Genomic DNA, 21319 nt, shown 5'->3' with positions numbered 1-21319 from the left:
GCCGCGTTCATGCCGTCTCTCCGTTCCCGTCCACCGCGCCGGTCCCGGCACTGACACCCACCAGATCACCGTGCCCGGCGCCGAGGGTGACCCGCACCTGCGAACCTGCGGAGTTCGCCGGCAGCCAGACAACGCCATCGGGCAGATCGGCGATGCCGACCGGCAGCGTGATCGCACCGCGCTCGGTGCGCACCGTCGCCATCAGCCCCTCGGTGAGCCCCAGCCGTTCCGCGGTCGCGGCGTTGACCCGCACGTAGCCGGGGCGGGCGGTGCCGGCCAGCGCGGGTTCGTCGATCGCGAAGGTGCTGAGGTCCACCAGCTGCCGCCAGGTGGCGAGCACCGCCTGTCCGTAGGCAGGCCTGCGGGTCGGCAACGGCTGCGCCGCCGGGCCGGGCCGCTGCGACCGGGCGAACCGGCCGAGCCCGGCGAGCTCGCTCGCCGCGGCGGCCGGAGTCTGGGTGCCCAGCCCGATGACCACCCCACGAGCGGGGTCGACACGCTCGACGTCCATCTCCACGGCCAGCGTGTCGAGCACCCGGCAGTCGGGCAGCACGCCGCTGGCGTCCAGCGCCACCCCGAACTCGCGGCGGCGGCCCTCCCAGTTCAGGTAGCTGCCCGCGCGCTGCGCGTCGGGCGCCACCGGGAGCACCACGTCGGCGACCTCGGTGACGGCCGAGGCGTGCAGTTCGAGACTGACCAGGAAGCCGACCTCGCGCAGCGCGTTGCGCGCGGCGACCGGATCGGTCATGTCGTCGGGATCGAACCCGCCGACCACGAGCGCCGCCACGTCGCCCATCGCGGCCGCGCCGAGGATGTCGTCGGTGGCGCGCCCCGGGCCGGCCGGGATCGTGCCCGGGGCCAGCCCCCAGACCCGCTCGATCTCGGCCCGCGCGGCGGCGTCGGTGACCGGACGCCCGCCCGGCAGCAGCGTCGGCACCGCACCGGCCTCGAGCGCGCCGCGGTCTCCGGCGCGGCGCGGCACCCAGCCGAGCGCCGCGCCCGTGCGCTGCGCCAGGGCCGCCACCGCCGTGTACAGGCCGGGAACCTCCGCGGCCCGTTCACCGACGAGGATGACGCCGCGGCGCGACGGGTCGGCGGCAGGCCCGTCGACGCCGCCGGACAGCGCCTCGATGACGTGCGGCGCCGTCTCGGCCAGCTCGGCGAGCACCGCGGCCTCCGCCCCGGGGACCGCGCGGATCAGGTTGTCGCGGGCCGCGGGCGCCGCGACCCCGGTCGAGGAGGCCGTGCGCCGCACCGCGGGCGTCGTCCACTGGCCGAGGTGGAACACCTTCTGGCCGTGCTTGCGGGCCGCCTTGCGCAGCCGCAGGAAGACGATCGGCGACTCCTCCTCCGGCTCGAACGCCACGCACAACACCGCGGGCGCGGCCTCGAGGCGGGCGTAGTCGAGGGTCTCCGGCCCGGTGCCGGCGACGTGCGCGGCGAGGAAGTCGAGCTCCTCGGCCGAATGCGGGCGCGCCCGGAAGTCGATGTCATTGGTGTGCGCCGCGACCCTGGCGAACTTCGCGTAGGCGTAGGCGTCCTCCACGGTGAGCCGCCCGCCGGTCAGCACCCCGATGCCACCCGCGGACCTGGCCGCGAGCAGCCCCTCCGCCGCGACCCGCATCGCGTCGGTCCAGGAGGTCTCGACGAGCTTGCCGTCGGCGCCGCGGACCATCGGCCGGACGATCCGCTCCTTCGAGGTCAGGTAGCGGAACGCGAAGCGGCCCTTGTCGCAGTTCCACTCCTCGTTCACCTCGGGGTCGTTACCCGCGAGCCTGCGCATCACGGTGCCGCGCCGGGTGTCGTTGCGCTGCGCGCAGCCCGAGGCGCAGTGCTCGCACACCCCCGGGGTGGACACCAGGTCGAACGGGCGGGCGCGGAACCGGTAGGCCGCGCTGGTCAGGGCCCCGACCGGGCAGATCTGGATGGTGTTGCCGGAGAAGTAGGACTGGAACGGCTTGTCCTGGGCCACCCCGATCTGCTGTTGCGCGCCGCGCTCGAGCAGGTCGATGAACGGGTCACCGGCGATCTGCTCGGAGAAGCGGGTGCAGCGCTGGCAGAGGATGCAACGCTCGCGGTCGAGCAGGACCTGGGTGGAGATCGGCAGCGGCTTGGGGAAGGTCCGCTTGGGGTCGACGAAGCGGGAGTCCACCCGCCCGTTCGACATCGCCTGGTTCTGCAGCGGGCATTCGCCGCCCTTGTCGCAGATGGGGCAGTCCAGCGGGTGGTTGATCAGCAGCAGCTCCATGACGCCGTGCTGCGCCTTGTCGGCCACCGGTGAGGTGTGCTGGGTCTTGACGACCATCCCGTCGGCGACGGTCATCGTGCAGCTGGCCTGCGGCTTGGGCATGGGCCGTCCGCCCATCTCCACCTCGACCAGGCACTGGCGGCAGGCGCCCGCCGGGTCCAGCAGCGGGTGGTCGCAGAATCGCGGGACGATGATGCCGAGCCGCTCACAGGTGCGGATGAGGATCTCACCCTTGGGGGCGTCGACCTCGATCCCGTCGATCGTCAGCCGGACATGTCCCTCGGGCACCGGCCGGGCGTCGGGCTTCTCGAGAGACTGTGTCATCTCGCCGCCTCCGCGGGAACGAGTACATCGGCGGTCATACGGACACTCCGGTCAACTCGGCCAGCGTCCCCCGCCGCGCCGCGTCCGCTCCCGGTTGCGCGGCGCACAGGTCGAGGAACTCCTGGCGGAAATACTTGATTCCGCTGGTGATCGGGCTGGTCGCGCCGTCGCCGAGGGCACAGAACGCGCGGCCCAGGATGTTGTCGCAGACGTCGAGCATCGTGTCCACGTCCTCCGGGGTGCCCTGGCCGGCCAGCATCCGGTGCAGGATGTGCTCGAGCCAGTACGTGCCCTCGCGGCACGGGGTGCACTTGCCGCAGGACTCGTGCTTGTAGAACTCGGTCCACTTCATCACCGCCCACGGCACCGAGACGGTCTCGTTGAAGACCATCACCGCCGTGGTGCCCAGCATCGAGCCGGCCGCGGCCGCGCCCTCGAAGTCCAGCGGAACGTCGAGGTGCTCGGCGGTGAACAGCGGGGTGGACGATCCCCCCGGGGTCCAGAACTTCAGCGGGACCCCGTCCTTCATCCCACCGGCCATCTCCAGTAGCCGGCGCAGCGTGATGCCCAGCGGGGCCTCGTACTGGCCGGGCCGCTCGACGTGCCCGGAGATCGAGTAGATCTTCGGGCCCGGGCTGCGTTCGGTGCCCATCGCGCGGAACCAGTCCGAACCGCCGGCGACGATCGCGGGAACCGTCGCGATCGTCTCGACGTTGTTCACCACGGTGGGTGAGGCATACAACCCGGACGTGGCCGGGAAGGGAGGTTTGAGCCGAGGTTGACCGCGACGACCCTCGAGCGAGTCCAGCAGCGCGGTCTCCTCGCCACAGATGTAGGCACCCGCCCCGGCGTGCACCACGATGTCCAGGTCGTATCCGGAGCCGAGGATGTTGCGGCCGAGATAACCCTTGGCGTAGGCCTCGTTCACCGCGCCCTGGACCCGGCGGATGCAGTGCAGCGCCTCGCCGCGCACGTAGATCGCGCAGAAGTTCGCGCGGATCGCGTAGCCGGTGATGATGCAGCCCTCGATCAGCGAATGCGGGTCGGCCATCATCGTCGGGATGTCCTTGCAGGTACCCGGCTCGCCCTCGTCGGCGTTGATCACCAGGTACTTCGGCTTGGCACCGGGGCCGTCGGGGCCCTGCGGGATGAACGACCACTTCATGCCCGTCGGGAAGCCCGCGCCGCCGCGGCCGCGCAGCCCGGCGTCCTTGACGAGCTGGATGACCTGGTCGGGATGTGCGGCGAGGGCTGCGCGCAGCGCCGTGTACCCGTCGTGCTCCTCGTAGGTCTGCAGCGACCAGGAGCGCGGGAGACCCCAACGCCGGGTGAGGACCGGGGTGAGCGGATCGGGAGTCGTCATGACCTCACTTCTTCTCCGGCAGGGGCGGCAGGGTCGGCGGTTCGGCCGGCAGTGGTGGGGCGGCCCAGCCGTACTCGGCGGCCAGGTGCACGCCGCGCAGTGTCTCCTCCGCGGCCGACGGCCCCTCCACCGACTGCTCCAGGTCGCCGTAGAACCCGGCCAGCTCGAGCTCGGCGGTCCTGAAGTCGGTCAACGGGGCGCCCCGGGTGGGGTGCGGCTTCTCGCCCCGCTGCAGGGCCTCGACCAGCTCGGTCGCCGACTCGGTCGTCTGGTTGTCGAAGTACTCGTAGTTGACCTGGACGACCGGGCCCAGATCGCAGGCCGCGAGGCATTCGGCGTGTTCCAGGGTGATGGAGCCGGTCGTGCCCGGTTCGCCCGCCGTCCCCTCGTGACCGACCCCCAGCCGCTCCGACAGTCGCTGGTAGATCGCGTCGCCGCCGAGCGCCGCGCAGAGCGTGTTCGTGCACACGCTCACCAGGTGCTGGCCGCACGGGCTGCGTTTGTACATCGTGTAGAAGGTCACGACGGCCGCGACCTCCGCGGTGCTCAGCTCCAGCGCCTCGGCACAGTAGCGGATCCCGTCCTGGCTGACGTGGCCCTGGACCGACTGCACCAGGTGCAGCAGGGGCAGCAGCGCCGAACGCGGCTGCGGATACCGGGAGATGATCTCCTTGGTGCGCTGGCGGGTCAGCTCGTCGAACACCGGTGAGCCGGGCGAACCCGCCTCGGCGACCGGCTTCCGGGTCGGCTCGCCGGGTGCCGCGGCCGCGGCGCTGTTGGTCTCCGGCGTGCCCTCGGGCAACGTCATCGATCGACACCTCCCATGACCGGGTCGATGCTGGCGACGGCGGCGATGACGTCGGCGACCATGCCGCCCTCGCACATCGCGGGCATGGTCTGCAGGTTGACGAAGCTGGGATCGCGCAGATGGACGCGGACCGGCCGCGTGCCACCGTCGGAGACGAGGTGGCAGCCCAGCTCGCCGCGCGGCGACTCCACCGCCGCGTAGACCTGGCCCGGCGGAACCCGGAACCCCTCGGTGACCAGCTTGAAGTGGTGGATCAGCGACTCCATCGACTGACCCATGATCTTGCGAACGTGCTCGAGGGTGTTGCCCATGCCGTCCGAGCCGATCGACAGCTGCGCGGGCCAGGCGATCTTGCCGTCGGCGACCATCACCGGGCCCGGCTCCATCTTCGCCACGGCCTGCTCGATGATCTTGAGCGACTCGTGCATCTCGGCCACCCGCAGCCGGTAGCGGGCGTAGCAGTCCGCCTCGGTCGCCGTCGGGACCTCGAAGTCGTACTCCTCGTAGCCCAGGTACGGCTCGACCTTGCGCATGTCCCAGGGCAGGCCCGCCGAGCGCAGGATCGGGCCGGTCACGCCGAGCGCGAGGCAGCCATCGAGCGGGAGGTAGCCGACGCCCTCGAGGCGCCGCTTCCAGATCGGCTGACCGGTGAGCAGGTTGTCATAGTCCGGCAATCGCTTGCGCATCAGCGCGACGAAGTCGGTGACCTTCTCCTTCCAGTCCTCCGGGAAGTCCTGGGCGAGGCCACCGGGCCGGATGAACGCGTGGTTCATCCGCAGACCGGTCAGGTACTCCAGCAGGTGGAGCACCTCCTCGCGCTCCCGGAAGCCGGCGGTCATACCGGTCAGCGCGCCCAGCTCCATGCCGCCGGTGGCGATGCACACCAGATGCGAACCGATCCGGTTGATCTCCATCAGCAGCACCCGGCCGACCTGCGCGCGACGGGGTACCTCGATGCCGAGCAGCCGCTCCACGCCCAGGCAGTACGCGGCCTCGTTGAACAGCGGCGACAGGTAGTCGGCCCGGGTCACGAAGGTGACGCCCTGGGTCCAGGTCCGGTACTCGCAGTTCTTCTCGATACCGGTGTGCAGGTAGCCGATCACCGACCGGGCCTGGGTGACGCTCTCGCCCTCCAGCTCGAGCACCAGCCGCAGCACCCCGTGCGTCGACGGGTGCTGCGGACCCATGTTGATGACGATCCGGTCGTCGTGCTCGGAGTCGACCAGCGAGTCCCAGTCGCCACCGGTGACGGTGAAGACCGTGCCCTCGGTGGTCTCCCGGGCCGGGGCGTAGGCGTCGTACGTATCGCTGCTCATGAGTAGGCCCGCCTCTCGTCGGGCGGTGGGATCTCCGCGCCCTTGTACTCCACGGGGATCCCGCCGAGCGGATAGTCCTTGCGCTGGGGGTGACCGTCCCAGTCGTCGGGCATGAGGATCCGGGTCAGCGCCGGGTGACCGTCGAAGATCACCCCGAACATGTCCCATGTCTCTCGCTCGTGCCAGTCGGCCGTGGGATACACCTCGACCACGCTGGGCACATGCGGGTCCTCGACGTCGACGGCGACCTCGAGCCGGATCCGCCTCCGGTAGGTCATCGACAGCAGGTGGTAGACGACGTGCAGGCGCTGCGGCACGTCCACGCCGTAGTCGACACCGGACACGCTCGAGCACAGCTCGAAGCGCAGCGTCTCCTCGTCGCGCAGCGTCCGGCACAGGTCGCGGATCCGCTCGCGCTCGACGTAACAGGTGATCTCGCCGCGGTCGACCGTGACCTGCTGGACGGCGGCGCGCGGAATGCCGCGCTCGTCGAGCGCGTCGGCGAAGTCGTCGGCGAAGTCGTCGAACCAGCCGCCGAACGGCCGCTGGGCCGGGGCCGGGAAGTAGGCGGGCAACCGCAGCCCACCGAACCCGGTCGTGTCCCCGCCGTCAGGCACGCCGAACATGCCCGAGCGGGCACGACCGGCGGGTCCGGCGAGGCGGGTGCCGTGTTCGGGCGTCAGTTCGCCGTTGCCCGAGATCCGCTCGATCTCGCCGGGCCGCGCGGTCCGGCCGTTGCCGCCATCGGTTGGCTCGCTCATCTACTTCATCCCCGCCGTCTTCTTCTTCGGCGCGTACTTGATCGAGGACGGGATGAGCTCGGTCTTGTGACCGCTGGCCGCCAGTGCCGCGGCCCGCTTCGCGCCGAGCGGCTCGTCCATGATCTTGGCGTGGATCTTGAGAATGGCGTCCATCAGCATTTCCGGCCGCGGTGGGCAACCCGGCAGGTACATATCGACCGGAACCACGTGATCAACGCCCTGGACCACCGCGTAGTTGTTGAACATCCCGCCCGAGGAGGCGCAGACACCCATCGCCAGCACCCACTTCGGCTCGGGCATCTGGTCGTAGATCTGGCGCAGGACCGGGGCCATCTTGTTGCTGACCCGGCCCGCCACGATCATCAGGTCGGCCTGCCGCGGCGAGGCGCGAAAGACCTCCATGCCGAAGCGCGCCAGGTCGTACCGCGGCGCACCGGTCGTCATCATCTCGATCGCGCAGCACGCCAGCCCGAAGGTGGCGGGCCACAGCGACGACTTGCGGGTCCAGTTCACCAGCTTTTCCACGCTGGTCAACAGGACGCCATTGGGCAGGTGCTCTTCCAGGCCCATCCGCGCGCTCCTCTAATTCCAGTCCAGGCCGCCGCGCCGCCATACATAGATGTAGGCGAAACCGACCACGACGATGAACAGCACGATCTCCACCAACCCGAAGAGCCCGAGCAGATCGGCGCTGACCGCGAACGGGTAGAGGAAGACCATCTCGATGTCGAAGAGGATGAACAGCATGGCCGTCAGGTAGTAGGCGATCGGCATGCGGCCCGCGCCGACAACCGGCTGCGGCGACGGCTCGATCCCGCACTCGTAGGAGTCGAGCTTGGCGCGGTTGTACCGACGCGGCCCCACATAGGGCGCCGCCGTCACGGAGAACAGCGCGAACGCGCCGGCCAGCGCGAACAACAGCACCAGCGGGAGATATGGATCGAGCATTCGGGCACACCCTCGTCGTGAGTGCGGTCAGTTCTTCGGATTCGATACGGCGGCCGACCCTAGGCGCGGGCAGCAGCCGCAGCGGGATCAGGACAGCCTTACTACACACTCGGTGCGAGCCGGGTCATCGCGGTGATGACCCGGTCGCTCACGTCTCCTTCCTTCGGGTCGTACAGATTCGCCAGCAGCTTGAGCAGGAACGCCATCAGGGTCTTGCGCGGCAGGCCGTGCCGAGTGGCCAAGCGCATGATCGTGGGATTGCCGATGAGCCGCGAGAAGACGTTACCGATCCGGTAATAGCCGCCCAGCGCCTGGCTCAGCTGCGCCGGATAGGCCGCCAGCGCCGCCTCCCGCGAGCCGCCCGAACGAGCCAGCCCCTGGATCGCGCACCGCGCCGCGATCTGGGCCGACTCCATCGCGTAGGCGATGCCCTCACCGTTGAAGGGGTTCACCGTGCCGCCGGCGTCACCGACGAGCAACACGCCCGGCCGGTAATGCGGCGTCCGGTTGAAGCCCATCGGCAACGCGGCGCCGCCGACGGGACCGACCGCGTTCTCGTCGCGGTAGCCCCACTCCTGCGGCGTCCCGTCCAGCCACGACTTGAGCAGCGCGCGGTAGTCGGTCGAGCCGAACGCGCGGCTGGTGGACAGGATGCCGAGCCCGACGTTCGACGTGCCGTCACCCATCCCGAAGATCCAGCCGTAGCCGGACAGCAGCTTCGGGTGCGCCGGGTCGGAGCGGTCCCACAGTTCCAGGTGCGACTCGAGGAAGTCGTCGTTCGTGCGCGGGCTGGTGTAGTAGCGGCGCACCGCGACCCCCATCGGGCGGTCGTCACGCTTGGCGATGCCCAGCGACAGCGCCACCCGCGCCGACACCCCGTCACAGGCCAGGGTCAACGGGGCACGAAAGCTGACCGGACGGCGGTCCTTGCCCCGGCCGACGTATCCGGCGACGCCCGTGACCCGGCCGGTCCGCTCGTCGGTCACCGCCTCGGTGATCGAGGTCTCCTCGTGCAGCCGCGCACCCGCCTTCACGGCGTTGCGGGCCAGCAGCTCGTCGAAGTCCTGACGCGGGCGCACGGCCCCGTAGTCGGGGAAGCTCGCCAAGGTCGGCCACTCCAGCTCGAGGCTCACCCCGCCACCGAGCACCCGAAGGCCCCGGTTGTGCAGCCAGCCGTTCTGCTCGGAGCAGTCGATGCCGAGGTCGATGATCTGCTTCATGCCGCGCGGGGTGAACCCGTCGCCGCAGACCTTGGGGCGCGGGAATCGCGTCTTCTCGAGCAGCAGGACGTCGAGTCCCGCACGGGCGAGATACGTCGCGGCGGTCGAGCCCGCAGGGCCCGCCCCGACGACGATGACATCCGCGTCGGCATCCGGGCGTCGGGTCCCGGAGCCGCTGGTGGGTTCGGGCGCGGCCATTCGGCTCCTTGTGAACAGATTCACGAAGTCGGCACCGAGTCTAGGACGCGCGTCCCACCCGTGCGCGCCCGGTAGGCGGATCGAGGTGACATCCGGCACGGAATCGGTGCGGAACCGGTCGATCAGGGCCGATGGGCGCGGTGCAGCGCGACGGCGCCACCCGTGAGGTTGCGCCAGGCGACATCGACCCAACCGGCCTTCGCGATCCGCTCCGCGAGCTCCGGCTGCGTGGGCCAGTCCCGGATCGAGTCGGATAGGTAGGTGTAGGCCTGCGGGTTGGACGAGACCCACCGCGCGACCGCGGGCAGCAGGTGACCGAGCACCACATCGTGGTAGACGGCGCGGAACGGGGCCCAGGTCGGCGTTCCGAACTCACAGATCACGAGCCGCCCCCCGGGCCGGGTGACCCTGGCGAGCTCGGCCAGCGCCAGATCCGGGTCGGCGACGTTGCGCAGGCCGAACGCGATCGTCACCGCGTCGAAGACGCCGTCCCGGAACGGCAGGCGCAGCGCATCGGCCGCGACCTTCGGGACCTCGCGGCGCGCTCCGGCCCGCAACATCCCCAGCGAGAAGTCGGCCGCGACGCACCAGGCGCCGGAACGGGCCAGCTCGACCGTCGAAACCGCGGTGCCCGCGGCCAGGTCGAGCACCCGCTCGCCGGGACGCAGCCGCAGCGCCTTGCGGGTCAGCGCCCGCCAGCGCCGGTCCTGGCCGCCGGTGAGCACCGTGTTGGTGAGGTCGTAACGCCGCGCGACGCCGTCGAACATCGCGGCGACGTCGTCGGGATGCTTGTCGAGATCGGCCCGGCTCACTGGTCTCCTCGTACTCGTCGTCGGGGCGGACGGGCTCGCTGCCCCGCGGCGACCCGCCACCCGGCCGAAACGCTACGCGCACCGCCGCCGGCCCCCGATGGCACCGGTCGAAAGCCGGGCGGGCCGGCAGGACAACGGACTACCGCTCGACCCGGCCGCCGCGGCAGCAGGCGCGTCAGGCCCGGGACAGGACGGCCAGCATCCGGTCCACCGAGGCGGACCAGCTGAACTGCTCGGCCCGCCTGCGCGCCGCGGCGCTGTGCGCGGCTCGGTCCCCGGACAGCAGCCCGAGGACCCCGGCGGCGAACGCGGCGGGGTCGTCGGCAGCGCTGGCACCGCCCCGCTCCCCCACGATCTCGGGCAGCGCCGAGGACGCCGACACCACCACCGGCGTCCCGCTGGCCAGCGCCTCCAGCGCGGCCAACCCGAAGGTCTCGTGCGGCCCCGGCGCCAGTGAGACGTCCGCCGAGGCCAGCAGCGTCGCGAGCCGGGCCCGGTCCGGCACGAAGTCGACGAAGGTCACCGGCAACCCGGCCGCGCGGCGCTCCAGCGCCGCCCGCCGCGGGCCGTCACCGACCACCACCAGCCGGATCCGCGCCCCGGACGCCCGCAGCGCGGCCACGGTGTCGATGCTGCGTTCCGGGTGCTTCTCCGCAGAGAGCCGTCCGCAGTGCAGCAACAGCGCGTCCGCGCCGCGGGCGAGCTGCGAACGCAGGCCGAGGTCGCGGCGCGCGGGAGCGAACGTCGCGAGGTCGACCCCGAGCGGCACCTGGCGCACGTTGGCCGCGCCGACCCGGTCGAACTCCGCGCGGGCGAACGCGGTGGTGCACACGACCGTGTCGTAGGCCGCCGCCATCCGGGCGTTCGCGAGGTCGGCCACGCGGTGCGCCGCCGCGCGGGCAGCAGGAACTGCGCCAGCAGCCGGTCGAGCCGCTCATGGGAGATCACCACGCTCGGTATCCCGCGCCGGCGCGCCCACCTCCCCAGCCCGCGCAGGGTGAACCGGTCGGACACCTCGATCGAGTCCGGGCGCAGCCGCGTCAGCAGCCGCCGCACGCGCCACGGATCGACCACGCGGTACCCGCCGGCGCCGGGCAGCAGCGGCGCCGGGACGGTCACCCGCCGCACACCGCTGGGCAGCAGTTCGTCGGCCGCCCGGGGCCCCGGCACGACCAGCACGACCTCGTGGCCACGTCCGGCGTAGCCCGCACCGAGGTGGTGCAGCGCGGTGCGCAGTCCACCCGAACGCGGGCCGTAGAAGTTGGCCAGCTGGACGATTCTCATGCCGCACGGCTCGCCGCACCGATCACCTCGGCGTAGTGGCCGAGGAGCTCATCGCACACGGTGGACCAGGTGCGGTGCAGCACCGACCGGCGCGCGGCCGCGCCGAACCGGGCCCGCCGCGCCGGATCGCGCAGGCTCGCCACCGCCGCGCGCAGCGCCGCGTCGGCGGCCTCGGCCGTGGGATCGCCGGGCTCGGCGCCGTCGGGCCGGGGCGGCACCAACCAGCCGGTGCGGCCGGGCAGCACCAGGTCCCGGGGTCCGCCCGCATCCGGGGCGACCACCGGTAGCCCCGACGCCAGCGCCTCCTGCACGGCCTGACAGAACGTCTCCGAGGGCCCGGTGTGCACGAACACGTCGAGCGAAGCATAGATCTCGGCCAGTTCGTCCCCGCCGCGGAAACCGAGGAACGTCGCACCGGGCAGCAGCGTGCGCAGCCGCTGCTGACTCGGCCCCGCCCCCACCACGACCATCCGGATCCCCGGCATCCCGGCCAGCGCGGCCAGCCGCTCGACCTGCTTCTCCGGTGCCAGCCTGCCGACATACCCGACGAGCACCTCCCCACCGGGAGCGAGCTCGGCACGCAGCCGCGCCGAGCGGCGCGCCGGGGTGAACCGCCGGGTGTCGACCCCGCGCGCCCACTGGTACACCCTCGGCACCCCCCGCGCCCGCAACGCGTCGGCCGCCCAGCTCGACGGAGCGAGCGTGCGGTGGGCATGGCAGTGCAGCCGGCACGTCCAGCGCCACGCCGCGCGCGCCGTCAGCCCGAGGCCGTAGGACGCGGCGAACCCGGCGACATCGGTCTGGTACACCGCGACCGTGGGGACGCCGAGGCGGCGCGCGGCGGCGAGCCCGCGAGCGCCGACGACGAACGGCGCCGCGAGATGCACCACATCGGGGACGAAGCGGCGCAGCGCGGTGAGCACCCGCCGGGTCGGCACCCCGACCGGCATCGAGTTGACCACGGGTAGGTCGAACGCGGGCACCCGGACCACCGGAACCCCGTTGTACGAGGTTGCCTCCTCCGTGCCGGGGGCGATGATCAGCACCTGGTGCCCGGCCGCGGTGAGATGTGTGAGCACCTGCAGCACCGAGTTGGTCACCCCGTTGACGACGGGCAGGAAGCACTCGGACACGATCGCCACGCGCACATCGCCGACCGTGCCGCAACCACGGTCCGAGGAACCGACAGCCGATCGACGCCCGACGAAACACGAACCCAACAACTCCGCACGCCCACCCGATGGCGGGGTCTCGACCGCAGTTGTCTCCCGGTGCTCCACCGCCCGTCACCCGCGGGTCCTACCCGGGACACGCGGTGCACCGACGGTGGGCGCCATGACGGTCCTGCCTCGTTCGAGTCCCACGACGGATGCCGCCGCATCCCGGATGCCTCCGGCGCCACCGGTGGACCCACGGTTGGTGACCCGCGCCCTGGATGTTGCGAGCCGGCTGGCCTCCGACGCCACCGAGGTGATCACGGCGACGTCGGGCCGGGACCGGTGGGCCGGTGCGGCGCCGCCCGGGAGCACCTCCAAGGCGAACCCGTTCGACTGGGTGACCGACACCGACCGCACCCTGGAGCGGCACTCTCGCCGGATCCTGGCCGCGGAGTTCCCCGGGATTCCCGTGGTCGGTGAGGAGTACGGCGCGGACGACGGCGCCGCCGACGCCGAGTACCGCTGGGTCGTCGACCCCGTCGACGGCACCGCCAACTACGTCGCGGGCTTTCCCTGGTGCGCCTACAGCCTGGCTCTGGTCGACCCGCACGGGCCGGTGGTCGGCGTGGTCGCCGATCCGGCCCGGGGCAGGCTCTACGCGGCCGCCCGCGGGCACGGGGCCCGGGCCGACGGCGTGACGCTGCGGGTCCCGCCGCGCACCTCGCCCTCGGGTGGGCTGCTGTGCCTGGAGCCTGCGACCGCGGGGCTGCTGCGCCGGGCCGGCGCCGCGCACGCCGGGGTGCGGGTTCTCGGGTCGGCCGCGCTGGCCATCACCCAGGTTGCCCTCGGCCACGCCGTCGCGACGGTGCTGGACAGCTACCACGAATGGGACGTCGCCGGCGCCCTCGGGCTCGCCCTGGAGGCGGGCGCGGTCGTCGTCGGCCGCGACGGCAGGCCCGACCCGCTGCCCGCAGGCGGGCTGCTGGTTGCCGCGCCCGGAGTGGCGCAGCGGGTGCACGGGTGGTGGGCCGCCGGCTGAGCGGACCCGCCCTCGCGGACCCGGCCGTCGCTCGCCTACGGTCGACCCATCGCCACGGCCTCGACGACCCCCACCAGATCCACGGCACCCGGCCGCGGCACCGTCGCCGTCCGGGCAACGCCGTTCCTGTTCGTCCTCATCTGGGCGTCCGGCTTCGTCGTCGCGAAGGTCGCCGCCCCCTACGCCGAGCCGCTGAGTTTCCTGCTGCTGCGCTACGCGGGCGTGGTCGTCCTGATGGGCGCCCTCGCGCTGCTCGCGCGCGCCACCTGGCCCGGGTGGCGCCAGGCCGGGCATCTGGCGATCGCCGGCATCGGGATCCAGGCCGGTTATCTCGGCGGGGTGTGGGCGGCGATCGCGGCCGGGATGCCCGCCGGCGTGGCGGCCCTGGTGGTGAACCTGCAACCGGTGCTCACGGCCGTCGTCGGGTGGCTGCTCGGCGAGCGGCTGGGCGCGCGCCGGGTGATCGGTCTGGTGCTCGGGTTTCTCGGCGTGGCGCTCGTCGTCTCGGCCAAGCTGACCACCAGCGGGCTGTCGGTGCTCACCGTCGGGCTGACCACGCTGGCACTCGTCGCGATCACCGCCGGGACGCTGTACCAGAAGCGGTTCTGCCCGGAGTTCGACCTGCGTACCGGCCAGGTCGTGCAGTTCACCGCGTCGATCGCGGTGACCGCGCCGTTCGTCGTCGCGTTCGAGTCATTCCGGGTGACGTGGACTCCCCAGTTGGCCGGGGCGCTCGCCTGGTCGATCCTGGTGCTCACCGGCGGCGGGATCTCACTGCTGTTCCTCATGCTGCGCCGGGGCGCGGCAACCCAGGTCACCAGCTACTTCTATCTGGTCCCCGGGATCACCGCGCTGATGGCCTTCGGGCTGTTCGGCGAGCGACTGGGCTGGGTCGAGCTCACCGGGATGGCGGTCACCGTCCTCGGGGTGGCGCTGGCCGCGGGCCGGGGCGCTCAGTCGGCTGAACCGGCGTCCGAGCCGTCGCGCTGAGCGAACCGCTCGCGTTCGGCTCGGCGGCGGCGCAGCCACACCGCCGTCGTCCCCAGCACCGCCCAGACCCCCAGCAAGCCCGCGCCGGTCGTTCCCAGGCCGTCGAGGGTGCTGCGGCCCGCGACCCGGACCAGGTCCGGTTTGGCCGCGTCGTACTCGACGAGGATCGAGCCCCCCACCGGCACTCCGCGCGGGTGCAGCACCCCGCGCTCGGGTACCACGGCCTGCCCGTTCGGCAACGTGAACCGCACGAGGGTCCGGCCGAAGCTCGACCCCTCCAGCACCTCCGCCGTGGTGACCGCGCGGTGGGCGTCGATCGAACGGTCGTCGAGCGCGGAACCGGCCAGCGCCAGCGCGGCGAGCGCCGTGATCAGCACCCCGAGGCCGACGACAAGCTCAGGGAGCCGGTAGCGCAGGACCCGCAGGGCGGTCCGGGCCGACCCTGCGAGTTCGTCGATCAGCTCACCGGCGCTGCTGGTCACGGCGGGTGAGTCTAGCGAGGGTGTGACCAGCACCGACCGGGGTGAACGCGCGCGCCTCCAGCGGGTTCCCTACCCTCGGAATCGTGACCATCGCCCCGCTGCCGGCTGGGCTGCGCGTGCGGACGCGCACGGTGGAGGACCCGGGCCGGCTGCTCGACCTGCTCCCCGACGACCGCGGCCCGCTCTCGTGGGTCCGCGGATCCGACGGTCTCGTGGGGTGGGGCGAGGTCGCCCGCTTCACCGCCGCGGGGCCGCAGCGGTTCGCCGCCGCCGACGCATGGTGGCGCACCTTCACCGACCGGCTCGAGGTGCAGGACGAGGTACGCCGGCCCGGGACCGGGGCGGTCGCCTTCGCGAGCTTCACCTTCAGCGACCTCTCGCTCGGGTCGGTGCTGGTGGTGCCCAGGATCGTCGTCGGACGCCGCGGCGGACAGGCGTGGATCACCGAGTTCGGCACGGGGGGCGCGACACCCCCGGTGCGTTCGGTCGTCCCGGTGCGGGCGAGCGGCACCCTGCGCTACGGCGACGGGCTGCTGCCGGTCGACCGCTACCGCGGCGCGGTCGCCGAGGCCGTGCGCCGGATGCGCGCGGGCGAGTTGGAGAAGGCCGCGCTGGCGCACGACCTGCTGGCCGTCGGCGAGCAGCCACTCGATGCCCGGTTCCTGCTGGGCGGGCTGGCCCGACGGTATCCGACCTGCTGGGCGTTCGCCGTCGACGGCCTGGTCGGCGCGACACCGGAACTGCTGTTGCGCCGGACGGGCGACGTCGTGTCCTCGCGGGTGCTGGCCGGCACGATCTGGCCCGGGGAGGACGCCGATCTCGACGGCGCTCTGCTCACCTCCGCCAAGGATCGGTGGGAGCACGCCCTCGCCGTGGACTCGCTGACCGACGCGTTGCGCCCGCACTGCATCGACCTGGTCGCGCCGAAGGTGCCCTCGACCCTCACCCTGCCCAACGTCTCCCACCTGGCCAGTGACGTCACCGGCCGGCTCGACCCGCGCTCCCCTGCCACGCTGCTGCGGCTGGCCGAGGCGGTGCACCCGACCGCCGCCGTCGGCGGGACCCCCCGCGACCGGGCCCTGGCGCTCATCGCCGAGCTGGAGGGCATGGACCGGGGCCGCTACGCCGGGCCGGTCGGCTGGGTCGACGCCACCGGTGACGGCGAGTTCGGTATCGCGCTGCGCTGCGCCCAGCTCGACGGCTGTACCGCCCGGTTGTTCGCCGGGTGCGGCATCGTCGCCGACTCCGACCCGGACACCGAGGTCCGGGAGGCCGCCGCCAAGCTCCTCGCGGTGCGCGAAGCGCTGGAGGCGGCCGGCCCGGCCTGATCGGCTCGCCGGCAGCGTGCCGCACGCGGCCCGGTCAGGACCGCAGCCGGGCGAGCACCAGCCCGATGGGGATGCTCACCAGCACGATCAGCACCAGCAACCGGTAGCCGCGCAGCAGCCATCGGTTCAGCCCGGCCGCTCGCGGCACGGCGTCGGCCCGCACCCGGTGCACGAACAGGGCCAAGGCCACCACCAGCAGGACGCCGCCGACGTCGACCAGCGGGAGGACACCGAGCAGCGTCCCCAGCAGCACCGCGGCGTTGCCCCCGTTCCAGCCGATGACCTGCGCCGTCAGGAACCGCGCCGAGGTCCGCGGGGCGAATATCGCCTGACCGGCGCCCAGCCCGATCTGGGCGACACCGCCGACCAGCACCAGGTAGGCCGACGCCCACGAGGCCTGCTGAGACGGCGCCGAGGCGGTCACCGCGGCCAGCAGACCGCCCGCGACCACGCACGCGGTGCCGATCAGCGCGAACGGCAGCACGACCCGCGTGCTCCCGGCCGGAACTCCCACCGCGCACCTCTCGTCCCGACTCTCCCGGACCCTGATTGACCGGAAAATACTCCTCTCTATCGGACCCGGCGTGGCCACCCTCGCTCAGGCCGCCTCGGCGACGACGCGACCGACCGCGGTGTTGACCGCCGCCCGCAACGCGGCGTGTCCTGACCGCAGGACGGCCCGGTCGGCCCGGACCTCGACCATCCGCAGACCGGGCCCCGGCGCCACCGCGGCGGGCAGGCCCGCGAGGTCCTCGACGTGGGTATGAGCGACGCCCAGCGCGGCGCAGAAGGCCGCGAGATCGACCGGATGCGGGGTGCCGAAGACCCGCTCGAAGGCGCCGGCGTGCTCAGGCGCACCCTGTTCCAGCAGGCTGAAGATGCCCCCACCGCGGTCGTTCAGCACGACCAGGGTGAGGTCCGGGCGGGGTTCGTCGGGCCCGATGACCAGCCCCGTCGTGTCGTGCAGCAGCGTGAGGTCGCCGAGCAGCGCGTAGGCCCGGCCGCGGCCGGCGAGCGCGACGCCGACGGCCGTCGACACGACGCCGTCGATGCCGGCCACCCCACGGTTGGACATCAGCCGGACCCCGGTGCGGGGGACGGCGGCGAGCGCGACGTCGCGGATCGGGTTCGACGAACCGAGCACCAGCACCGCACCATCGGGCAGACTCGCGAGCAGCGCCCGGGCCAGCCGCAGCCCACCCGGCGCCGTCGCGCCGTCCAACTGCGTGTCGAGGGCGGCCGCGGCGGCGGCGTCGGCGGCGTGCCAGCGACCGGTCCACTCCCGGGGCGGGCGGAGCGCGGGCAACGAGCCCGTCGCGCGCAGGGTGGCGGCGACGTCGGTCCACGGCGCGCCCGCCGGATCATCGACCGCGAACACCTCGACCGTCGGGTCGGCCAGCAGGCGCTGGACCGAACGGTGCAGCGTCGGGCGCCCGAGCACGACCACCTGGGCCGGGCGCAGCGGGGCCGCGGCCGGCGCACCGAGCAACCACGGGCCCGCGCGCAACCCCTCGGCCCAGTAGCCCGAGGACGGCTCAGCGATCACCGGGGCGCCGCCGAGGTCGAGCCCGGGGGGCGCGCCGTGCCCGGCCACCACCAGCGTGGCGGCGGCCGGGTCGAGCGGGAGCACGGGCGCGCTGCGCCGCCCCGGGGCCGCGGCCGTCCACGGGGCGCCGTCGGCGCGTCCCGCGAGGGCTTCCGGCGCGCCGTCCGGCACGAGCGGTTCAGCGAACGGCACGTTGAGATGCACCGGTCCGGGCGGGCCGCCGAACGCACCCGCGGCGGCCGCGACGACCCGGTCGACCACCGACCGCCAGTGCGCCTGGTCGCCGATGGACCGGGTCGGCATGGCGGCGGACGCGGCGAGCCGGACCGCGGCGCCGAAGATCCCGGGCTGCGTGATCGTCTGGCTGGCGCCGGTCCCGATGAGCTGCGGCGGACGGTCGGCGGTGAGCGCGATGAGCGGCACGTGGGCGTGCGCCGCCTCCAGCACCGCCGGATGCAGGTTCGCCACCGCGGTGCCCGACGTCGTGCAGACCGGCACCGGTCGTCCCGAGCGCAGGGCCAGGCCGAGCGCGAGGAACCCCCCGGTCCGCTCGTCGATCCGCACGTGCAGCCGCAACCGCCCGGCGGCGTCGGCGGCGTGCAGCGCAAAGGCGAGCGCGGCGTTGCGCGAGCCGGGGCACAGCACCGCATCGGTGACACCGGTCCGCACCAGCTCGTCGACGATCACCGTCGCCTGCACGGTCGAGGGGTTCACTCCCGCAGCCTAGAACCCGCTGTGAGTGCGTAACAGTGTTCTAACACTGTTACGCACTCACGGGGCTTCGTGACCTGCGGCGGAAGGGTCACAGCTCAATCAGCTCGAACGCCACACCCAGCTTGGCCCCAGCCAGCCGAGCGCCGACGGCCTCAGCCGCCGGCCGCAGGAACGCCTCGGGGTCAGCCATCGCGCCACTCAATCCGGCGAGATAGGCCCGGTGCGCACGCAGCGAGGCCACCGCGCGATCGAACGTCGCGGTGATATCCACGGCGTGGCCTGCCAGTGGGGACGCCGCGATCGCCACCCAGCGGACGCCACTCCAGGGCTCACCGACCTCGGGGAACAACCACCGGTTGGCGGCGTCGCGCACGGCGTCGAGCACGGCGAGCCCGACGGCGCGATGGTCCGCCATGTTCAGCCCGCCGCTCGGCCAGTGCTCCCGGTGGTTGCTGGTCACCACGAGTTCCGGGCGGTGCCGCCGGATCGCCTCGGCGATGTCACGACGCAACCGGACGCCGTACTCGATCAACCCATCGGGATGGTCGAGGAACTCCACCACCGACACCCCGACCTCCGCGGCCGCGGCCCGCTGCTCCGCCTCTCGCAGCGGGCCGCACTCCTCGGGCGGCATCGCATCGATGCCCGCCTCCCCACGGGTGGCCAGCAGGTAGGCGACGCTGCGCCCCTCGGCGGTCCAGCGTGCGACCGCGCCCGACCCGCCGTACTCCAGGTCATCCGGATGGGCGACGACGGCGAGCGCGCGGGTCCAGTCGGTGGGCATCGGGGCGTAGTGCTCGGGCATGCGGGGCGACCTCCCGATCGTTTCCCGCGCCCTGTCACCGTCGGACGGGTTCGGTTGCCGTTCGTCACGCCCGGGCAGGACGAGGCAATCGGTTCCGCCGCGCACTGTGAGGACGGGCGCGAGCAGCAAGCGGCAATTGATGCCGACACTACCCACGACCTCGCTCGCCTTGGTCGATCTGGTCGATCTGGTCGATCCTCTAGGGTCTGTACCGAGATGAGCGCCACCCTCCAGGCCACCGACCTCGCCGCGGGCCACGGCGAACGCGTGCTGTTCTCCGGATTCGATCTCGTCGTCGCCCCCGGCGACATCGTCGGCCTCGTCGGAGCCAACGGAGCCGGCAAGTCCACGTTGCTTCGGCTGCTGGCGGGCGAGCTGGTTCCGGAGGCCGGGGAGATCGCCGTCAGCCCGCCCACGGCCACGGTCGGGCACCTGCCGCAGGAGCCCGACCGGCGTCCCGGCGAGTGCGTCGCGCAGTTCCTCGCCCGGCGCACCGGAGTGGCCGCCGCACAGTCCACGATGGACAAGTCCGCGACCGCTCTCGCAGCGGGTCTCGCCGGGGCCGACGACGCCTATGCCGCCGCGCTCGACCGCTGGCTCGCCCTCGGTGGCGCCGACTTCGAGGAGCGGGCCGACGAGGTGGCTGCCGAGGTGGGTCTCGGAGTCGACCTGGCCACCCCGATGATGGCCCTGTCCGGCGGCCAGGCCGCCCGGGCGGGGTTGGCCGCCCTGCTGCTGTCCCGCTACGACGTGCTGCTGCTCGACGAGCCCACCAACGACCTCGACCTCGACGGCCTCACCCGGCTCGAGCGCTTCGTGCAGGGCCTGCGGTCGCCTGCGATGATCGTCAGCCACGACCGCGAGTTCCTGGCCCGCACGGTGAACCGGGTCGTCGAGCTGGATCTGGCCCAGCAGCAGGTCGGTGTCTATGACGGCGGCTACGACAGCTACCGCGCAGAGCGCGAGATCGCGCGCAGGCACGCGCGCGAGGCCTACGAGGAGTACGCCGACACGCTCGACAGCCTCCGCAAACGCGCAGTCATGCAGCGCAACTGGATGAGCCACGGCGTCCGCAACGCCCGCCGGAAGGCCACCGACAACGACAAGATCAGCCGCAGGACACGCGCCGAGACCAGCGAGAAGCAAGCCGCCAAGGCCCGCCAGACGCAGCGGATGATCGAGCGGCTCGCGGTCGTCGAGGAGCCGCGCAAGGAATGGGAACTGCGGATGACCATTGCCGCGGCGCCGCGCTCCGGAACCGTCGCCGCCGGCCTGAACGCGGCGGTGGTACGCCGCGGCGAGTTCACCCTCGGCCCGATCACCGCGCAGGTCGACTGGGCCGACCGCGTCGTCATCACCGGGGCGAACGGCGCGGGCAAATCGACGCTGCTCGGCGCCCTGCTCGGGCGTATCCCGGTCGACCAGGGCAGCGCCGGGCTGGGAGCCGGGGTGCGGGTCGGCGAGATCGACCAGGCACGGCGGCTGTACCTCGACGATGTGCCGTTGGCCCGCGCGTTCGGCGAGGCGGTACCGGACTGGCCGGAGTCGCAGGTGCGAACCCTGCTGGCCAAGTTCGGCCTGACCGCCGCACACGTCCGACGACCAGGAGCGTCGCTGTCACCGGGCGAGCGGACCCGGGCCGCGCTGGCGCTGCTGCAGGCGCGCGAGGTCAACCTGCTCGTCCTGGACGAGCCGACGAATCACCTCGACCTTCCGGCGATCGAACAGCTCGAGCAGGCACTGGACAGCTTCCCCGGGACCGTGCTGCTCGTCACCCACGACCGCCGGATGCTCGACACCGTCCGGGCCACCCGGCACTGGGTGGTGACCGCGGGCAGGCTCACCGAGACCTGAACCACGCGACCCTAGAGCGTGTCCCGTGGATCTTGGGTGTCGGATGCGGTAGGCAGGTGTGGTGCTGGATCGTCACGATCTGACCGACGCCGAGTGGGCGCGTCTGGAGCCGTTGTTGCCGG

General features: G+C 72.8%; 18 protein-coding genes and 1 pseudogene. 4 read left to right on the top strand and 15 right to left on the bottom strand.

All coding sequences use genetic code 11. The features are described from left to right. Positions 1-7: 7 nt before the first annotated feature. The 11 genes and pseudogenes from ACFQE5_RS00095 to ACFQE5_RS00045 all read right to left on the bottom strand — a co-directional run bounded on the left by ACFQE5_RS00095 (position 8) and on the right by ACFQE5_RS00045 (position 12430). Complete coding sequence (locus tag ACFQE5_RS00095; RefSeq protein WP_379581343.1) at positions 8-2572, bottom strand: NADH-quinone oxidoreductase subunit G; 2565 nt, start codon at positions 2570-2572, stop codon at positions 8-10. A gap of 34 nt (positions 2573-2606) precedes the next feature. Then, positions 2607-3935 carry an NADH-quinone oxidoreductase subunit NuoF gene (gene nuoF / locus ACFQE5_RS00090; protein ID WP_379581341.1) on the bottom strand — a complete coding sequence of 443 codons (1329 nt, stop codon included), beginning with the start codon at positions 3933-3935 and terminating at the stop codon, positions 2607-2609. A gap of 4 nt (positions 3936-3939) precedes the next feature. Next, positions 3940-4743 (bottom strand): NADH-quinone oxidoreductase subunit NuoE, encoded by an 804-nt coding sequence (nuoE, locus tag ACFQE5_RS00085; RefSeq protein WP_379581339.1) that lies wholly within the window; start codon positions 4741-4743, stop codon positions 3940-3942. Then, on the bottom strand, positions 4740-6059 hold the full coding sequence (locus tag ACFQE5_RS00080; RefSeq protein ID WP_379581337.1) for an NADH-quinone oxidoreductase subunit D: 1320 nt from the start codon (positions 6057-6059) through the stop codon (positions 4740-4742). Before ACFQE5_RS00080 ends, nuoE begins: the two co-directional genes overlap by 4 nt. Then, positions 6056-6820, bottom strand: coding sequence for an NADH-quinone oxidoreductase subunit C (locus tag ACFQE5_RS00075; RefSeq protein ID WP_379581335.1), 765 nt, complete (start codon positions 6818-6820; stop codon positions 6056-6058). Before ACFQE5_RS00075 ends, ACFQE5_RS00080 begins: the two co-directional genes overlap by 4 nt. Further along, positions 6821-7390: a NuoB/complex I 20 kDa subunit family protein gene (locus ACFQE5_RS00070; RefSeq protein WP_379581332.1), complete on the bottom strand. Its 570-nt coding sequence runs from the start codon at positions 7388-7390 to the stop codon at positions 6821-6823. 12 nt (positions 7391-7402) lie between these two features. Next, positions 7403-7768 (bottom strand): NADH-quinone oxidoreductase subunit A, encoded by a 366-nt coding sequence (locus ACFQE5_RS00065; RefSeq protein ID WP_379581329.1) that lies wholly within the window; start codon positions 7766-7768, stop codon positions 7403-7405. A 101-nt stretch (positions 7769-7869) separates the two neighbouring features. Continuing rightward, positions 7870-9186: a geranylgeranyl reductase family protein gene (locus ACFQE5_RS00060; protein ID WP_379581327.1), complete on the bottom strand. Its 1317-nt coding sequence runs from the start codon at positions 9184-9186 to the stop codon at positions 7870-7872. A gap of 122 nt (positions 9187-9308) precedes the next feature. Beyond that, positions 9309-9998: a demethylmenaquinone methyltransferase gene (locus ACFQE5_RS00055; protein ID WP_379581325.1), complete on the bottom strand. Its 690-nt coding sequence runs from the start codon at positions 9996-9998 to the stop codon at positions 9309-9311. Positions 9999-10173: 175 nt separating this feature from the next. Continuing rightward, positions 10174-11282: pseudogene (locus ACFQE5_RS00050) on the bottom strand (glycosyltransferase). Beyond that, positions 11279-12430 carry a glycosyltransferase family 4 protein gene (locus tag ACFQE5_RS00045; protein ID WP_379581323.1) on the bottom strand — a complete coding sequence of 384 codons (1152 nt, stop codon included), beginning with the start codon at positions 12428-12430 and terminating at the stop codon, positions 11279-11281. Before ACFQE5_RS00045 ends, ACFQE5_RS00050 begins: the two are co-directional and overlap by 4 nt. Positions 12431-12668: 238 nt before the next feature. Between ACFQE5_RS00045 and ACFQE5_RS00040 the strand changes: the two genes are divergently transcribed. Then, entirely contained in the window at positions 12669-13478 is an 810-nt protein-coding gene (locus ACFQE5_RS00040; protein WP_379581788.1) for an inositol monophosphatase family protein, read from the top strand. Positions 13479-13526: 48 nt separating this feature from the next. Continuing rightward, positions 13527-14468 (top strand): DMT family transporter, encoded by a 942-nt coding sequence (locus ACFQE5_RS00035; protein ID WP_379581786.1) that lies wholly within the window; start codon positions 13527-13529, stop codon positions 14466-14468. Here the strand turns inward: ACFQE5_RS00035 and ACFQE5_RS00030 are convergent. After that, a complete protein-coding gene (locus ACFQE5_RS00030; RefSeq protein WP_379581321.1) occupies positions 14432-14950 on the bottom strand; it encodes a hypothetical protein in 519 nt (172 codons plus the stop codon). The two genes, ACFQE5_RS00035 and ACFQE5_RS00030, sit on opposite strands and share 37 nt — an antisense overlap. Before the next feature lie 83 nt (positions 14951-15033). On the opposite strand from ACFQE5_RS00030, the gene ACFQE5_RS00025 reads away from it, so the two are divergent. Next, positions 15034-16278, top strand: coding sequence for an isochorismate synthase (locus tag ACFQE5_RS00025; protein WP_379581319.1), 1245 nt, complete (start codon positions 15034-15036; stop codon positions 16276-16278). A 34-nt stretch (positions 16279-16312) separates the two neighbouring features. On the opposite strand, the gene ACFQE5_RS00020 is transcribed toward ACFQE5_RS00025, so the two are convergent. The 3 genes from ACFQE5_RS00020 to ACFQE5_RS00010 form a co-directional block, all read right to left on the bottom strand. After that, positions 16313-16792 (bottom strand): hypothetical protein, encoded by a 480-nt coding sequence (locus ACFQE5_RS00020; RefSeq protein ID WP_379581317.1) that lies wholly within the window; start codon positions 16790-16792, stop codon positions 16313-16315. 84 nt (positions 16793-16876) lie between these two features. After that, positions 16877-18538: a 2-succinyl-5-enolpyruvyl-6-hydroxy-3-cyclohexene-1-carboxylic-acid synthase gene (gene menD, locus ACFQE5_RS00015; RefSeq protein ID WP_379581315.1), complete on the bottom strand. Its 1662-nt coding sequence runs from the start codon at positions 18536-18538 to the stop codon at positions 16877-16879. Positions 18539-18626: 88 nt separating this feature from the next. Next, complete coding sequence (locus tag ACFQE5_RS00010; RefSeq protein ID WP_379581313.1) at positions 18627-19343, bottom strand: PIG-L deacetylase family protein; 717 nt, start codon at positions 19341-19343, stop codon at positions 18627-18629. Positions 19344-19559: 216 nt separating this feature from the next. On the opposite strand from ACFQE5_RS00010, the gene ACFQE5_RS00005 reads away from it, so the two are divergent. Next, positions 19560-21197 carry an ABC-F family ATP-binding cassette domain-containing protein gene (locus ACFQE5_RS00005; protein ID WP_379581311.1) on the top strand — a complete coding sequence of 546 codons (1638 nt, stop codon included), beginning with the start codon at positions 19560-19562 and terminating at the stop codon, positions 21195-21197. Positions 21198-21319 lie beyond the last annotated feature (122 nt).

The sequence above is a fragment of the Pseudonocardia hispaniensis genome (genome assembly GCF_042658695.1).
In the GTDB taxonomy this organism is placed as follows: Bacteria; Actinomycetota; Actinomycetes; order Mycobacteriales; family Pseudonocardiaceae; genus Pseudonocardia; species Pseudonocardia hispaniensis.
The sequence above is the reverse complement of the archived record's forward strand: the minus strand, read 5'-3'. Positions and strand labels throughout refer to the sequence as shown.

Excerpts from the sequence above, each read along its gene's own strand:
- ACFQE5_RS00095 (WP_379581343.1), bottom strand. The coding sequence starts at position 2,572 with ATGACACAGTCTCTCGAGAAGCCCGACGCCCGGCCGGTGCCCGAGGGA.
- nuoF (WP_379581341.1), bottom strand. The coding sequence starts at position 3,935 with ATGACGACTCCCGATCCGCTCACCCCGGTCCTCACCCGGCGTTGGGGT.
- nuoE (WP_379581339.1), bottom strand. The coding sequence starts at position 4,743 with ATGACGTTGCCCGAGGGCACGCCGGAGACCAACAGCGCCGCGGCCGCG.
- ACFQE5_RS00080 (WP_379581337.1), bottom strand. The coding sequence starts at position 6,059 with ATGAGCAGCGATACGTACGACGCCTACGCCCCGGCCCGGGAGACCACC.
- ACFQE5_RS00075 (WP_379581335.1), bottom strand. The coding sequence starts at position 6,820 with ATGAGCGAGCCAACCGATGGCGGCAACGGCCGGACCGCGCGGCCCGGC.
- ACFQE5_RS00070 (WP_379581332.1), bottom strand. The coding sequence starts at position 7,390 with ATGGGCCTGGAAGAGCACCTGCCCAATGGCGTCCTGTTGACCAGCGTG.
- ACFQE5_RS00065 (WP_379581329.1), bottom strand. The coding sequence starts at position 7,768 with ATGCTCGATCCATATCTCCCGCTGGTGCTGTTGTTCGCGCTGGCCGGC.
- ACFQE5_RS00060 (WP_379581327.1), bottom strand. The coding sequence starts at position 9,186 with ATGGCCGCGCCCGAACCCACCAGCGGCTCCGGGACCCGACGCCCGGAT.
- ACFQE5_RS00040 (WP_379581788.1), top strand. The coding sequence starts at position 12,669 with ATGCCTCCGGCGCCACCGGTGGACCCACGGTTGGTGACCCGCGCCCTG.
- ACFQE5_RS00010 (WP_379581313.1), bottom strand. The coding sequence starts at position 19,343 with ATGCCCGAGCACTACGCCCCGATGCCCACCGACTGGACCCGCGCGCTC.
- ACFQE5_RS00005 (WP_379581311.1), top strand. The coding sequence starts at position 19,560 with ATGAGCGCCACCCTCCAGGCCACCGACCTCGCCGCGGGCCACGGCGAA.